This is a genomic window from Bacillus sp. JAS24-2, assembly GCF_008274905.1.
In the GTDB taxonomy this organism is placed as follows: Bacteria; Bacillota; Bacilli; order Bacillales; family Bacillaceae_G; genus Bacillus_A; species Bacillus_A cereus.
Genome location: NZ_CP031068.1, coordinates 4304384 through 4318814, shown reverse-complemented (window position 1 = coordinate 4318814; position 14431 = coordinate 4304384). Strand labels below are relative to the sequence as shown.

Here is a 14431-nt window from a genome sequence, read left to right as displayed (position 1 = left end):
CAAAATGTAGTAAATATGTGGCAGTTAAGCGAGAGAATGAGCGAGTTGTACTAGCAAAGCAATAATATGGTATAGTGAAACGAGGCTGTTTTTTCAGTCTCGTTTTTTAAATGCTTCCTGTAGAGAAAGCATGCAAATGGAAAGGAAGTTATTATATGCGATCAGAAGTAACTGTAAAAATAAAACCGAAATTTATAAAAGAAATTAAAAGTGGATATCCGCTTATTTTAAAAGATGCGATTCAAAATTTAAATGATGTTCGTGAAGAAGGAACAATCATTAAAGTAGTAGATGAGAAGAACCAATTTATCGGAAAAGGCTATTATGGAAAACAAAATAAAGGGTACGGCTGGATTTTAACGAGAAAAGAGAGTGAACAAATTAATCAATCTTTCTTTGAAAGTAAAATCAAATCTGCCTTACATAAACGAAAGCAATTTTACAAATCAAGTGATACGACAGCATTCCGTGTGGTGAATGGTGAAGGTGATGGTCTTGGAGGACTAATTATCGATTATTATGATGGCTATTATGTAGTAAGTTGGTATAGTGAAGGGATTTATACTTTCAGAGATGAGATTATAGCCGCTCTTCAAAAAGTAGCAAACTTTAAAGGTATTTATGAGAAAAAGCGTTTTGATACGAAAGGGAAATATATTGAGGGGGATGATTTCGTAGCAGGAGAGCGCGGCGAGTTCCCACTTATCGTAAAAGAGAACGGTGTAAACTTTGCGGTTTATTTAAATGATGGGGCAATGGTTGGGGTATTTTTAGATCAACGTAACGTTCGAAAACAAATTCGTGATAAATATGCAAAAGGAAGAACAGTGTTAAATATGTTCTCTTATACAGGTGCTTTCTCTGTATTTGCAGCTCTTGGCGGAGCGAGTAAAACGACGAGTGTTGACCTTGCAAATCGTAGTTTAAGTAAAACGATTGAGCAGTTTAGTGTAAATGAAGTTGATTATGAAGCGCAAGATATTATTGTAGAAGATGTATTTCTTTACTTCAAATATGCAGCGAAGAAAAAAATGAAATTTGATATGGTCGTACTTGATCCTCCAAGCTTTGCACGCTCAAAAAAATATACATTTAGTGCAGCAAAAGATTATAAAAATTTATTAAAAGAAACAATTGCTATTACAGAAAATAACGGTATTATCGTTGCTTCTACAAACTGTAGCGCATTCGATATGAAAAAGTTTAAAGGCTTTATCGATACAGCCTTTAAAGAAATGAATGGCAAATATAAAATATTAGAAGAACATTCTTTACCAGAAGATTTCCGTACCATTGATCAATTTAAAGAAGGAGACTACTTAAAAGTAGTTTTCATCGAGAAAATTAAAGGTTAATAAAGAAAAGGAGCTCGAGTTTACTTGAGCTCCTTTTCTTATTGAACGATATTTTGTACTCTACCGACTTGCCCGTCCTGCAATCGCACTTTAATGCCATGCGGATGGGAAGGGGAGTTTGTTAAAATATCTTTTACAATTCCACGTGTTAATTTGCCTGTTCGTTGATCTTGTTTTAATACAATATCAACTTCAAGACCGGGGGCGATATTAGAACGTTTTTGTCCGTTCATTTATACACCTGTACGTCTACGTTGGTTGTTTGTTTTCTTTGTTTGTTGGTTTTGTAATTTTTTTGTTTCTTGGCTTTGATTTTTTGCATTTTGACCATTTCCATTTCCTTGCTTTTTCTTAGCAAGTTGTTCACGCATTAAATCAGCTAAGCTTACTTTTTTGTTTTCTGACATGATAAGTCTCCTTTATATAAAGTTAATTATGAACAATCGTAGTGAATTTCATCATATCATTGTTAAGGAAGGAAGGGAAGTTGGTTTGAAAATTCATATAATTGTTTCCAGTCTGTAGTAGTTACGATACAATTGGATTGTTAACGTTTGTAAAAAGGGGATAGACATATGTCACATCATATTTTATTAGTTGAAGATGATATCTCAATTCAAGAGATGGTGGAAAAGTATTTAATAAAGGAAGGCTTTCAAGTTACGATTGCGTCTGATGGAGAAGAAGGCGTGAACACATATTTAAAAGGTTCATTTGATTTGATTATCCTTGACATTATGATGCCAAAGCTAGATGGCTTAGAGGTTGTACGAATCATTCGAGAAAAAAGTGCAGTTCCGATTTTAATGATGTCGGCAAAAGATACAGATGTTGATAAAGCTGTTGGATTAGGACTTGGAGCAGATGATTACATTTGTAAGCCGTTTTCTATGATTGAATTGGCTGCACGTGTAAAAGCAGGTATTCGGAGGTCTACGAAATACTCGGCTACAGAAACAATAGAAAAAATGATTCAAATTGGTGATTTAACAATTGATCCAATTAATTTTACTGTAGAAAAAAACGGGAAGCCTCTCAAACTTACTTTAAAAGAATTTGAGATTTTAAAGCTATTCGTAAAGAACCAAAATCGTGTATTTACGAAAGCGCAAATATATACGTTAGTTTGGAATGAAGAGTATTACGGTGACGATAACGTTATTAATGTTCATATGAGAAGATTGCGTGAGAAAATCGAAAGTGATCCATCTAATCCAGAATATATTAAAACGCTATGGGGCATCGGCTATAAGCTGGAAGTGATGTAATATGATCAATTTGTTAATAGGTATTATTTTTATATTGTTATGTGTTATTTATATGCAATATAAAATGAGAAAAAATAGTAGTAAAAATTTACGATACACATATGAAAAGTTAGAAAGTATTGTAAATGAAAAAACAGGTGAGACGTTACTCGTTATGACAGATGATCTAGAATTGCAAAAATTATTAGTGGCGATTAATCAATTATTAGATGCAAAACAGAAAACGAATGCAGATCATGCAAAAGTAGAAATTTCGATGAGAAAAATGCTTTCAAATATTTCGCATGACTTGAAAACACCACTAACAGTTATTCTTGGATATACAGAAATGTTAAATAAGGATAAAACGATAAATAAAGAAGAACAACAAATATTACTTGAGAAAGTGCATACGAAAACACTAGAAGTGATGGAATTAATTCATAAGTTTTTTGATTTAGCGAAATTAGAATCTGGTGACAAAGCAATTGAAATGACAAAAATAAATATGAATGAAGTTTGCCGCGAGAAGATTTTATCATTTTATGATTTAGTGACGACGAAAGGTTTTCAGGTTCATATTGATATACCAGAAAGAAATATATATGCACTTGGAAATGTAGAAGTATTAGGTAGGGTATTGAATAATTTAATATCAAATGCAATTACATATGGAGACGATGGAAAGGCACTCGGTATGACGTTAAGAGATGATGACACGGGCGTGTATATAGATGTATGGGATAAAGGAAAAGGGATTGATGAATCTCATATTGATAAAGTGTTTGAGCGTATGTACACACTTGAAGATTCAAGAAATAGATTGTACCAAGGAAGCGGTCTAGGATTAACGATTACGAAACGGCTTGTGGAAGCGATGGACGGAAAAATTCATCTTTCTAGTAAACCGTATGAAAAAACAATTTTTACAATTGCATTAACAAAGATACAGTTTTAGCTTGTAGAGCAGTAGATTCTACAAGCTTTTTTTCAGCGTAAGGAATTTGTAAGAAACGGGTAAGAAAAAAGAGATTTCCGTTGTCTATTATAGAAATATAGAGTATTGCGAAAGGGGAAAGTAACATGACATATATATTAAAAACAAACCAGTTAACGAAAGTGTTTAAAGGGAAAGAAGTTATTTCCGGTGTTAACATGCATGTGAAAAAAGGAGAAATTTACGGTTTTTTAGGACCAAACGGTGCTGGTAAAACAACGATTATGAAAATGATTACAAATTTAATAAAACCGACGAGTGGTGATATTGAAATCTTCGGTGAGAAATTAACAGATACATCTTATGAAGTATTAAAAAGAATGGGGACAATTATTGAATACCCAATCTTTTATGATAAATTAACGGCGAAAGAAAACTTAGACCTACATTGTGAATACATGGGCTACTACGATAAAAATGCAATTGACCATGCTTTACATTTAGTGAAACTACAAGGGGTAGATAATAAAAAAGTAAAAGATTTTTCATTAGGAATGAAACAACGACTCGGTATTGCAAGAGCAATCGTGACAAAGCCAGAATTGCTCATTTTAGATGAACCAATTAACGGTTTAGATCCAATTGGTATTAAAGAGTTACGAGACTTATTTAAAATGCTCTGCAAAGAATATGGCATTACATTATTAGTTTCTAGTCATATTTTAGGTGAAATGGAACTAATGGCCGATACAATTGGTGTGATTCAAAATGGAAAACTAATAAAAGAAGTTTCAATGAAGAGTATTAACGGAAAACAAACAGAGTACATTGAAATCACTGTTCCTGATGTGAAACGTGCAGCTTATATTTTAGAAGATAAACTTGGTATAAAAAACTACAAAATAATGAGTGGAACCATGATTCGTGTGTATGATACGTTAGCGTCTCAGCAGGCCATTTCAAAAGCACTTATTATGAACGATGTGGAAATTGAAAGTATTAATAAGAAACATAGTTCCTTAGAAGAATATTTCTTAAATGTAATGGATGGAGAGGGCATTCATGCTTAATGGATTGTTAGTGAATCTACTAAGTGGATTGATCGTAATGTTCATAAGTGGGATTTTATATTATAGAAAACCTGAGCGGAAATGGTTGTTAATTCTAATAGTAATAGGAATGTTAAGCTTCGTTACTGCTGGAATTAGAATGTTAGCAGCATAAAGACAGTTATATAAAGAATGGAGGAGTGGTTTGTATGCTTAGATTAATGAAGCTCGAATGGAAGAAACATAAATTATCTAGTTACTTTAAAGGGGTAGCAATTTGTATTATAGCAATTTTCGCTGCAGTAAGCCTTATGGCGTTGGGAATGAAAGCCGAGGGAGACGTGCTCTTCTTTGACTTCACGCAACAAATGGTTTTAATAAACACTTTTATTAGGATAACATTCATTATTTTTAGTTCGGTCATTTTATCACGTTTAGTAATTGATGAGTATAAGAACAAAACAATGCAACTACTATTTATGTACCCATTGCAACGAAAAATGCTAATGAGAGCGAAATTAACAATTGTTTTTTGTTTTTGTTTTGTGAGCACGATTATCGCTACTTTCAGTATCAGTTTGCTTGTATATTTTGTGAGTCCAATGATGGGACTGATTGAAACACCAGCTACGATAGGTGAAATAATATCTATCGTTCCAACTACTTTTATAAGTGCATTTATGATATCTGGTATAAGTTTAATTCCTTTATTTTTTGGGATGAGAAAGAAATCGACACCCACAACAATTACTTCTGCAGTAATAATCGGAATGCTAATTAGTAGTAACTTTGGTCCTGGAAACGGTCAAGTAAGTCTGTTTAATTTTATAGCTATCCCAATAGTGCTCTGTTTATTAGGAATTTTCATCAGTTATCTTTCATATCGTAAAATCGACAAGATCGATGTGGCGTGAAGCAAGCTTAAAACAAAAACGAACTGGGGTATGAATAGTGAAAAAAATGATAGTAATTGCAATATTATTCATTACAATTGCTAGTGTAGTTTTTGGTATTAAGGTATTTCAGGGGAAAGATTTTAAGAAAGAAAAGTCTTTTGAGATAAATAATATAAAAGAAATAGAAGTAGACAATGAAAACTGGAATCTTGAATTTAAAAGTACAGACGCTAATAAAATAGTAATTTCCGCTCAAGGTGAACAAGCAGATAAAGAGATAGATCCTGTCAAAATAGAAAATGATGAAAATAAAATTGTGATTAAGCAAAAACAAAAGATGAACAGATTTTTTAATGGTTTCACGTTTAGGAAGAAAAATAGTATATCTATAGCTATTCCGAAGAAAGAAATAGATAAAATTGTAGTAAATAATAAATCGGGTGATGTGAAAATAAGAGATATAGTAGTAAAAAATATCATGACAAAAGGCAAGTCTGGAGATGAAATGATTACAGGACTATCAGCCGAGAAAGGTGAATTTATATCGCAAAGTGGAGAGTTAGTTTTAAAAGGTAGTTCAGTACAAGAATTAAATATAAAGTCTACGACTGGTGATAACTATATAACAAATGTAAGTAACTCAAATATGAACATCACATCAACATCTGGGGAAGTATTACTGAAAGATATGACAGAAGGAAAATCATTATTTATAGAAACAAAATCAGGTGATATTGGCGTACGGTATAAAGGTGTCCCTGCATCATTGAAGCTTATGGCTAAAAGTAATTCGGCTGACGTAATAGTGGATTTAAAAGGACTTAAGAAAGATAAAAATACAGACAAAATAAAAGTAGGAACGATTGGTGATGCAAAAAATGAAGCGAAGATTTTAAGTGAAACAGGAGTCATTTATATTGATTAAGTCCAAGGAGGAAGGAGGAATATCATGCTACGTCTTATGAAGTTAGAATTGAAGAAATTTAAGTTTGGATGGTATGTGAGGGGAGCAGTTATTGCAAATATTATTATACTGGCATTATTAATCTTTGTTAGTTTCATTGCACAAATAGAAGGAGATCCAGAAATAAGAGATCCGCAGATGATTTTGTTAATGGCTAGTACAGTAGTAAGAGCAACATTTATTATTTTTGGTAGTGTATTAATAGCAAGGTTAATAATTGACGAATATAAAAATAAAACAATACTACTCATGTTTTCTTATCCCATTAATCGAAAGAAAATGATGGCTAGTAAGTTGGCTATTACAGCGATAGTAACATTTATAACAGTTATTGTATCTAACATTTTAGTAGTAGGAATTTTCTTTGGGATAGATAGTTGTTTTTCAATTCTTCCTCATTCATTCACAGTAGATCAATTGGTGCAAGAAGGAATAAAACTAGTTCCTTTAGCCATTGCAACTGCGGGGATGAGTTTAATCCCATTATATTTCGGAATGCGTAAACGTTCAGTGCCAACTACAATTGTTTCATCTCTTATCGTTGTCTCAATTGCAATGAATACCAACCCAGAGTTTCCTACAGCAACTTTACTTCCCCTTCAACTAGCATTGGCGGCAATTGGAGTTGTGATTGCATATTACGGCATTAAAAATATAGAGAAGGAAGATATAACTGTATGAAAAGAATAAGAAAAAGAGTTGGCGTTACACCAACTCTTTTTTGTATATGTATGTTTCGGTACTACTCTGTAAATTTAGAGTGTGTGCTTAAATACTTTTGCACTCCTGGAGAAATGTTAAAGTTATTAGGACTTTTATATTCGATAGTAAACTCTCCGTCTCCACTTGTTTCAAAGGAGGTTGCATAGCTATTCATTTTAGCATCGTAAGAAGTGTTTTTGACTTCTGCATCTAGATTAAAATATTTTGTAATATATTCTTTTGATTCCGTAATTGCTGCTTGTTTTCCCCAAGGGGTACCATAATAGGTGAAATAAAGAGATACACTAATAACTCCAATAATAGAAGTTAATAAAATAGTGCCCATAGCTATTTTTTTATTCTTTGTATTCAATTTGGTTACTCCTCTTCATAGTATGTATTCATTTTAACCTATCTTTTCCATAAAACAACTATTAAGAAAAAATAGTTTCACATGAAACAAGTTACAGAAAAAGACAAGATATGTAAACATCTTGTCTTTTTTGTCGTTACATTTTAGGAGCTTCCATTCCAGCCGCAGCCCATTCTTCTTTTGCGGGGCCATATACGCCAGGAACTGTTAAGCCAGCTTGTCGCATTAAAACCGTCATTTGTCCGCGGTGGTGATTTTGATGATTAATGAGTGTCATTAAAAATATAGAATTCGGCATAGGGCGACCAAAGAAGTCATTAATAGTAGCTAAGTCTTTATCAGTCCATTTACTTTGAAGTGTTTCAACAAAAGCCGCGTTTACTTTACGGTATTCATCTGCAATTGTTTTTGCAGAAGTTGGAACAGGATAATCTTTCGTTTCTCCTTCAAACTTTAGCCCTGTGCCAGATAGTATCACAGGAACTGCCGTCACGATGTGCCAAGCAATTCTTCCTAACGTCCAGTGCCCAGGTGCAATTTCCTGTGATAAAGATGCATCGGTTAATGAATCAAGCATTTTCTGAGTAGACTCAGCCTCGTATGTCCATGATTGTAAAAAGCCTTCAATTGTTTGGTACATAGTTATCCCTCCTATTTTTATTCATAGATTAAATTCGTGAGAGATAATATAATCCCTGTTCCACAAGAAATAATTAATTAAGCATTGCTACAATATGAAAACAATTAGAAAATATTTGTAAAAGTGTCAGGAAACGAATGTGCTCATTCGTATATATAATGAATAAAGAATGGGATAAAGAGTGGTGATAAGGGTGAAGGATATAGAAATAGTAGAAGGTCTTCGAAAACAAGATATGTTAGCATTACATACAGCGATTGATCGATATGGAGATTTAATTTATAAGGTAGTTCATAGTATTTTAGATACGGCACATAGTAAGGTGTTAGTGGATGAATGTGTTGACGATATTTTATTAATCGTTTGGTACAACATTAGTAGTTATGATGAAAATCGTGGGAAGTTTAGAAACTGGCTTATATCTGTCGCTAAGTTTAAAGCCATTGATTATAAACGAAAAAGTAATAAGGCTTATCAATTACAAGAGTTTCAGCAAGAAAGATATGAAGATAGAAAAAATGTCAATTTAACAAAAGAAGAGAGAGATTATAATTTTTACGTTTTAATTAAAGAATTGAATGAAGAAGATAAGAAAATTTTTATAAAAAGGTATTTAGATGAATATAGCGTACAAGAAATAGCGCTTGAATTCGGTATGACACGAGATACGGTATATAGCAGGCTGTCAAGAGGGAGAAAGAAATTGAAGAAGCTGTTGGGGGGGAAAAGGAATGAATAAAGAAAAGTTACTTCAGGAATTAAATAACTTACAGTATAGCGATAATTTTGTAGATGATTATAGAAATGATGAGAAAATAGATAAAACGAAAATAGATCGTACAAAAGAAACTGTAACCAAAACAATTTTAATGAAACGTTGTTATGAGGTTGTACAAGAAGAGTTACAGGGAAGCGAAGAGATTTTATATAGTATGCTTGCCGAAAATCATCATGTGAAAAATTGGCAGACAGGCACAGCCATGACATTAGGGGTAGGCGTTCTTGCAATGAACTTCGGTATTAATAATGTGTTAATCGTTACAAATAAACGGTTGTATGTGTTTTTTATGGATCGTTATTATAATGAAGTTGATTTAAAGGTATGTGTATTGAATGAAGTAGCTTATATGAAAACAATATTAGACCGTAAAGGTGGAAGCGAGTTTCTGCATATAAAGTATAAAAATGATAAGGAATACGTATTATTGGGAAATGCTGATGATTACAGAGAGTTATTTCAAATAGTAGGTAGGTTGAAAATAGCAAATGGAATAGAATTGAGATTACAAGATAAGAAATTAAAGAGAAAGTTAACTTTAAAACGAAGTGTATTCAATATAATCATGTATTCACTTGTTATATATATTATGTACAAAGCCTATATTAATTTTCTGCCATAATAGGAAAAGACGGCTTCACATATATGAAGTCGTCTTTTAATTAACTTTCTTCCCACTTTTCCTCATCAACCATAAGAAATAAGGTGTTCCAAGTATAGCAACTTTTTTCGCCGGTTTATCTAATTTTGTTTCCCCTTCAGTATGTTTAATTGTTATAGTTTGCTTTTTATCTTCTATCGTTGTTACCTTTTTCTCCTCTTTTTTGCTGTCCGCATTCAACAGCGAATAGAAGAACAACCATGAAAATACTAAGAATTTTCTTCATCTTCTTTCCCAAAATAAGTTTTTTATTCGTAATTATATTTTTAAAATTTTGCTGAAAAATAACGAATTATACGAATATCGTTATGTAAGATTAAAATCCATATGTGTATGAAGAATTTAGAAAAGGAATTTCATTTAACTAGAGAGGCGAAAGTACAAGCAAAAGGAGATAGTATCGCATGTAATAATTATTAGAATGTACGGGATAAATCTATATTTATCTCCACTGAATAAAGCTTTCGGTCTGATTTGATAAATGTTTTTTAATTTCTTACTTGTACTTATAAGATTGAATTTGAAGGAAGGAATCAACATGTCTTCATGGCTCAATAATACAAATGGATATTGTAGTTGTAATAATCAAAATGGTGTACATGTTGATTCGTGTTGTTTTAGTTGTGATGGGACAGTCCCTAAGCTTGGTCCAACAGGTCCAACAGGTCCAATGGGTTCAACAGGTCCAACGGGAGCAACCGGTTCAACAGGATCAACGGGTTCAACAGGTCCAACCGGAGCGACAGGTTCAACAGGTCCGACGGGAGCAACAGGAGCAACAGGAGCAACAGGAGCAACAGGTCCAACGGGATCAACGGGTTCAACAGGTCCAACCGGAGCGACAGGTTCAACAGGAGCAACAGGTTCAACAGGTCCGACGGGAGCGACAGGTTCAACAGGTTCAACAGGTCCAACAGGATCGACAGGATCAACTGGTCCGACGGGATCAACAGGTCCAACAGGATCGACGGGAGCAACAGGTCCAACGGGTTCAACAGGATCAACAGGTCCGACGGGAGCAACAGGTACAAGTATCACGGCGACATATGCATTTGCAAATAATACGTCGGGAACAGCGATATCTGTAGTTCTTGGTGGAACGAATGTCCCGCTTCCAAATAATCAAAACATCGGTCCAGGAATTACTGTTTCTGGTGGAAACACAGTATTTACGGTTGCAAATGCTGGTAATTATTATATTTCATATACAATTAATATAACGGCTTCATTATTAGTCAGTTCACGGATTACAATTAATGGAGGGGCACTTGCTGGGACGATTAATGCTCCTGCGGTAGCAACCACATCATTTAGTGCAACAATCATTACAACTCTCGCAGCAGGAGATGCTATTAGCTTGCAATTATTTGGTTTGTTAGCTGTCGCAACATTATCAACAACTACTCCAGGAGCAGTGTTAACGATAATAAGATTAAGTTAAACTATAACTCTCTTACTCTTTTAAGATTAAGAGAGTTTCTACATATAATAAGAAGTTAATGAAGTAAAGCATAGTTATACAAAAGTCAGAATATTATGATTGTAACGCTATGGTGACTATAATATAATGAAAATAACCATCATGAATGAACATTCATTTATTTTTATGTATTTGAAGGGGGAATGAAGGTGGAAAAACCATGGTTGAAAAGTTATCCAGAGGAAATTCCGAGTACGATTTCTTATGATATTCAGCCGCTTCATAGATATGTAGAACAGATGGCTTCTCGCTACCCAGAAAAGAAAGCGCTTCACTTTTTAGGGAAGGATATTACGTTTTCGGACTTCCATGATAAGGTGAAGAGGTTTGCAAATTATCTTCAAAAGCTCGGTGTGGAAAAGGGTGATCGAGTTGCTATTATGTTGCCGAATTGTCCGCAAGCTGTAATTGGTTATTACGGCACATTACTTGCGGGAGGTATCGTAGTACAAACAAATCCACTGTATACAGAGAGAGAATTAGAATATCAGCTTCATGACTCGGGAGCAAAAGTAATTCTTTGTCTCGATTTAGTGTTTCCAAGAGTAACGAATGTTCAATCTGCTACAAAAATTGAGCATATTATCGTAACTCGTATTGCGGACTTTTTACCATTCCCTAAAAATCTATTGTATCCATTTGTGCAGAAAAAACAGTCAAATTTAGTTGTGAAAGTATCAGAGAGTGAAACGATTCATCTTTGGAATTCAGTAGAAAAAGAAGTGAATACGGATGTTGAGGAGCCTTGTGATCCTGAAAATGATCTAGCTCTTTTACAGTACACAGGAGGAACAACCGGATTTCCGAAAGGCGTTATGTTAACGCATAAAAACCTCGTCTCTAACACGTTAATGGGAGTTCAATGGTTATATAATTGCAAAGAAGGAGAAGAAGTCGTTCTTGGGGTTCTTCCATTTTTCCACGTGTACGGCATGACGGCTGTTATGAATTTGAGTGTTATGCAAGGATACAAAATGGTCCTTATTCCAAAGTTTGATATGAAAATGGTTTTTGAAGCGATTAAGAAGCATAAAGTGACACTATTTCCAGGGGCACCAACTATTTATATCGCTCTTTTAAATAGCCCACTTTTAAAAGAATACGATATTTCTTCTATTCGTGCTTGTATTAGTGGATCAGCACCACTGCCAGTAGAAGTACAGGAAAAGTTCGAAACAGTTACAGGTGGTAAACTAGTAGAGGGATATGGTTTAACAGAATCCTCTCCAGTTACACATAGTAATTTTTTATGGGAAAAGCGAGTGCCAGGTAGCATTGGAGTTCCGTGGCCAGATACAGAAGCAATCATTATGTCACTTGAGACTGGTGAGGCATTACCGCCAGGAGAAATAGGGGAAATTGTAGTGAAAGGTCCTCAAATTATGAAAGGATACTGGAATAAGCCAGAGGAAACAGCGGCTGTATTGCAAGATGGCTGGCTCCATACAGGTGATGTTGGCTACATGGATGAAGATGGATTTTTCTATGTAAAAGATCGCAAGAAAGATATGATTGTCGCGAGTGGATTTAATGTGTATCCTCGTGAAGTTGAAGAAGTATTATATGAGCATGAAAAAGTGCAAGAAGTAGTGACAATTGGAGTTCCAGATCCGTACCGAGGAGAGACAGTTAAAGCATTTGTTGTGTTAAAAGAAGGTACGGAGTGCTCTGAGGAAGAATTAAATCAGTTTGCACGTAAATATTTAGCGGCTTATAAAGTGCCGAAAGTATATGAGTTTAGAGATGAATTGCCGAAAACGACAGTAGGGAAAATTTTGCGCCGTGTTCTAATAGATGAAGAGAAGAGAAAGAATGAGGATGAGCAAACGGGCTAAGGCCCTTTCTTTTTGAAAAAATAGGATTGACACTTTTCTAAATAGTCAGTATTATAAGAATATGAATGACTATTCATTCAGTCATCTTCTTGAAGGGGACAGTAAAGTGAAGAAAAATAGACCGAAATACAATCAAATTATTGATGCGGCAGTCATTGTGATTGCGGAGAATGGGTACCACCAAGCGCAAGTTTCTAAAATCGCAAAGCAAGCTGGGGTAGCTGATGGCACGATTTATTTATATTTTAAAAATAAAGAAGATATATTAATATCCTTATTCCAAGAGAAGATGGGAGAATTTGTCGAAACAATTCGTCAAAAAACAGCAGGAATTGAAAGCGCTGTATCGAAGTTATTCATGTTGGTAGAAACGCACTTCTTGCTGTTGTCGCAAAATGATCCTCTTGCTATCGTTACGCAATTAGAGCTGAGGCAGTCCAATCAAGACTTGCGCCTTAAAATAAATGAAGTATTAAAAGGCTACTTACAAGTTATGGATGAGATTTTAGAGACTGGTATAAAACAAGGTGAATTTCAAGCAGATTTAAATGTTCGCGTGGCAAGACAAATGATCTTTGGAACAGTGGATGAAGTTGTGACCAATTGGGTAATGAGCGATCATAAGTATGATCTGGTCGCACTTTCAAAAACGGTACACGGGCTACTTATTGCAGCTTGTGGTTATCGTCAATAATGGGAGGGATCATGTTGAAATTCCTATCTGTAAGAGTTGAAGATCATATCGCGGTGGCGACGTTAAATCACGCACCAGCGAATGCGATGTCTTCACAAGTTATGCATGACGTTACTGAATTAATTGATCAAGTGGAAAAGGATGATAACATTCGTGTTGTTGTTATTCATGGTGAAGGACGTTTCTTCTCAGCGGGAGCAGATATTAAAGAATTTACATCTGTTACTGAAGCGAAGCAAGCAACAGAATTAGCACAGCTTGGACAAGTTACGTTTGAGCGTGTTGAAAAATGTTCAAAACCAGTTATTGCGGCAATTCATGGAGCGGCACTGGGCGGCGGCCTTGAGTTTGCTATGTCTTGCCACATGCGCTTTGCAACTGAAAGTGCAAAACTTGGTTTACCTGAATTAACACTTGGATTAATTCCTGGCTTTGCAGGTACACAGCGCTTACCACGTTATGTTGGGAAAGCGAAAGCTTGTGAAATGATGTTAACAAGCACACCAATTACTGGTGCAGAAGCATTAAAGTGGGGACTTGTTAACGGATTGTTCTCTGAAGAATCTCTTTTAGATGATACGCTTAAAGTTGCAAAACAAATTGCTGGAAAAAGTCCAGCAACAACTCGTGCTGTACTAGAGTTATTGCAAACGACAAAATCGTCTCATTACTATGAAGGTGTACAACGTGAATCACAGATTTTTGGTGAAGTATTTACGAGTGAAGATGGAAGAGAAGGTGTAGCTGCATTTTTAGAAAAGCGTAAACCTTCATTTAGTGGCAGGTAGTTCAATTATTTTTTTAATATAAATTAACAGAA

Annotated in this window: 18 protein-coding genes and 1 pseudogene; 14 read left to right on the top strand and 5 right to left on the bottom strand. The window is 34.6% G+C overall.

Annotated features, from left to right (window positions below; all coding sequences use genetic code 11):
• Positions 1–155 precede the first annotated feature (155 nt).
• A complete protein-coding gene (locus DN407_RS22420; RefSeq protein ID WP_001255971.1) occupies positions 156–1355 on the top strand; it encodes a class I SAM-dependent rRNA methyltransferase in 1200 nt (399 codons plus the stop codon).
• 38 nt (positions 1356–1393) lie between these two features.
• On the opposite strand, the gene DN407_RS22415 is transcribed toward DN407_RS22420, so the two are convergent.
• Both DN407_RS22415 and DN407_RS31720 read right to left on the bottom strand, forming a co-directional pair.
• Positions 1394–1588 carry a YwbE family protein gene (locus DN407_RS22415; protein ID WP_001014310.1) on the bottom strand — a complete coding sequence of 65 codons (195 nt, stop codon included), beginning with the start codon at positions 1586–1588 and terminating at the stop codon, positions 1394–1396.
• Entirely contained in the window at positions 1589–1762 is a 174-nt protein-coding gene (locus DN407_RS31720; protein WP_001293578.1) for a hypothetical protein, read from the bottom strand. It lies immediately after the preceding gene.
• A 168-nt stretch (positions 1763–1930) separates the two neighbouring features.
• On the opposite strand from DN407_RS31720, the gene DN407_RS22410 reads away from it, so the two are divergent.
• From DN407_RS22410 to DN407_RS22385, 7 genes are all read left to right on the top strand, one after another.
• Positions 1931–2623 (top strand): response regulator transcription factor, encoded by a 693-nt coding sequence (locus DN407_RS22410; protein WP_000018029.1) that lies wholly within the window; start codon positions 1931–1933, stop codon positions 2621–2623.
• A 1-nt stretch (position 2624) separates the two neighbouring features.
• Positions 2625–3560 carry a HAMP domain-containing histidine kinase gene (locus DN407_RS22405; RefSeq protein ID WP_049107067.1) on the top strand — a complete coding sequence of 312 codons (936 nt, stop codon included), beginning with the start codon at positions 2625–2627 and terminating at the stop codon, positions 3558–3560.
• Between the two features lie 125 nt (positions 3561–3685).
• Positions 3686–4609, top strand: coding sequence for an ABC transporter ATP-binding protein (locus DN407_RS22400; RefSeq protein ID WP_000221066.1), 924 nt, complete (start codon positions 3686–3688; stop codon positions 4607–4609).
• Positions 4602–4763: a hypothetical protein gene (locus DN407_RS31715; RefSeq protein ID WP_000931763.1), complete on the top strand. Its 162-nt coding sequence runs from the start codon at positions 4602–4604 to the stop codon at positions 4761–4763. Before DN407_RS22400 ends, DN407_RS31715 begins: the two co-directional genes overlap by 8 nt.
• Before the next feature lie 34 nt (positions 4764–4797).
• Positions 4798–5502 (top strand): ABC transporter permease, encoded by a 705-nt coding sequence (locus DN407_RS22395; RefSeq protein ID WP_000945211.1) that lies wholly within the window; start codon positions 4798–4800, stop codon positions 5500–5502.
• Positions 5503–5539: 37 nt separating this feature from the next.
• Positions 5540–6409, top strand: coding sequence for a DUF4097 family beta strand repeat-containing protein (locus DN407_RS22390; protein WP_070756975.1), 870 nt, complete (start codon positions 5540–5542; stop codon positions 6407–6409).
• A 24-nt stretch (positions 6410–6433) separates the two neighbouring features.
• A complete protein-coding gene (locus DN407_RS22385; protein WP_048656672.1) occupies positions 6434–7129 on the top strand; it encodes an ABC transporter permease in 696 nt (231 codons plus the stop codon).
• A gap of 61 nt (positions 7130–7190) precedes the next feature.
• Here DN407_RS22385 and DN407_RS22380 read toward each other — a convergent pair whose 3' ends face one another.
• A complete protein-coding gene (locus DN407_RS22380) occupies positions 7191–7523 on the bottom strand; it encodes a YfjL-like protein (RefSeq protein WP_149216639.1) in 333 nt (110 codons plus the stop codon).
• A 136-nt stretch (positions 7524–7659) separates the two neighbouring features.
• A complete protein-coding gene (locus DN407_RS22375; protein ID WP_000284977.1) occupies positions 7660–8163 on the bottom strand; it encodes a DinB family protein in 504 nt (167 codons plus the stop codon).
• A 193-nt stretch (positions 8164–8356) separates the two neighbouring features.
• On the opposite strand from DN407_RS22375, the gene DN407_RS22370 reads away from it, so the two are divergent.
• Positions 8357–8902, top strand: coding sequence for a sigma-70 family RNA polymerase sigma factor (locus DN407_RS22370; protein WP_000651615.1), 546 nt, complete (start codon positions 8357–8359; stop codon positions 8900–8902).
• Entirely contained in the window at positions 8895–9563 is a 669-nt protein-coding gene (locus DN407_RS22365) for a hypothetical protein (protein WP_001031138.1), read from the top strand. The genes DN407_RS22370 and DN407_RS22365 overlap by 8 nt, the downstream gene beginning before the upstream one ends.
• Before the next feature lie 78 nt (positions 9564–9641).
• Here the strand turns inward: DN407_RS22365 and DN407_RS22360 are convergent.
• Positions 9642–9828, bottom strand: a pseudogene (locus DN407_RS22360) (ABC transporter substrate-binding protein); the annotation flags it as partial.
• 312 nt (positions 9829–10140) lie between these two features.
• Between DN407_RS22360 and DN407_RS32970 the strand changes: the two are divergent.
• The 4 genes from DN407_RS32970 to DN407_RS22340 all read left to right on the top strand — a co-directional run bounded on the left by DN407_RS32970 (position 10141) and on the right by DN407_RS22340 (position 14399).
• Positions 10141–11043, top strand: coding sequence for a collagen-like protein (locus DN407_RS32970; RefSeq protein ID WP_149216638.1), 903 nt, complete (start codon positions 10141–10143; stop codon positions 11041–11043).
• Between the two features lie 188 nt (positions 11044–11231).
• Positions 11232–12917: a long-chain-fatty-acid--CoA ligase gene (locus DN407_RS22350; protein ID WP_000414742.1), complete on the top strand. Its 1686-nt coding sequence runs from the start codon at positions 11232–11234 to the stop codon at positions 12915–12917.
• 106 nt (positions 12918–13023) lie between these two features.
• On the top strand, positions 13024–13611 hold the full coding sequence (locus DN407_RS22345) for a fatty acid metabolism transcriptional regulator FadR (RefSeq protein ID WP_000742223.1): 588 nt from the start codon (positions 13024–13026) through the stop codon (positions 13609–13611).
• Between the two features lie 11 nt (positions 13612–13622).
• The gene (locus tag DN407_RS22340; RefSeq protein ID WP_000911292.1) at positions 13623–14399 is read left to right on the top strand and encodes an enoyl-CoA hydratase; all 777 of its coding nucleotides are present in this window, start codon (positions 13623–13625) and stop codon (positions 14397–14399) included.
• Positions 14400–14431 lie beyond the last annotated feature (32 nt).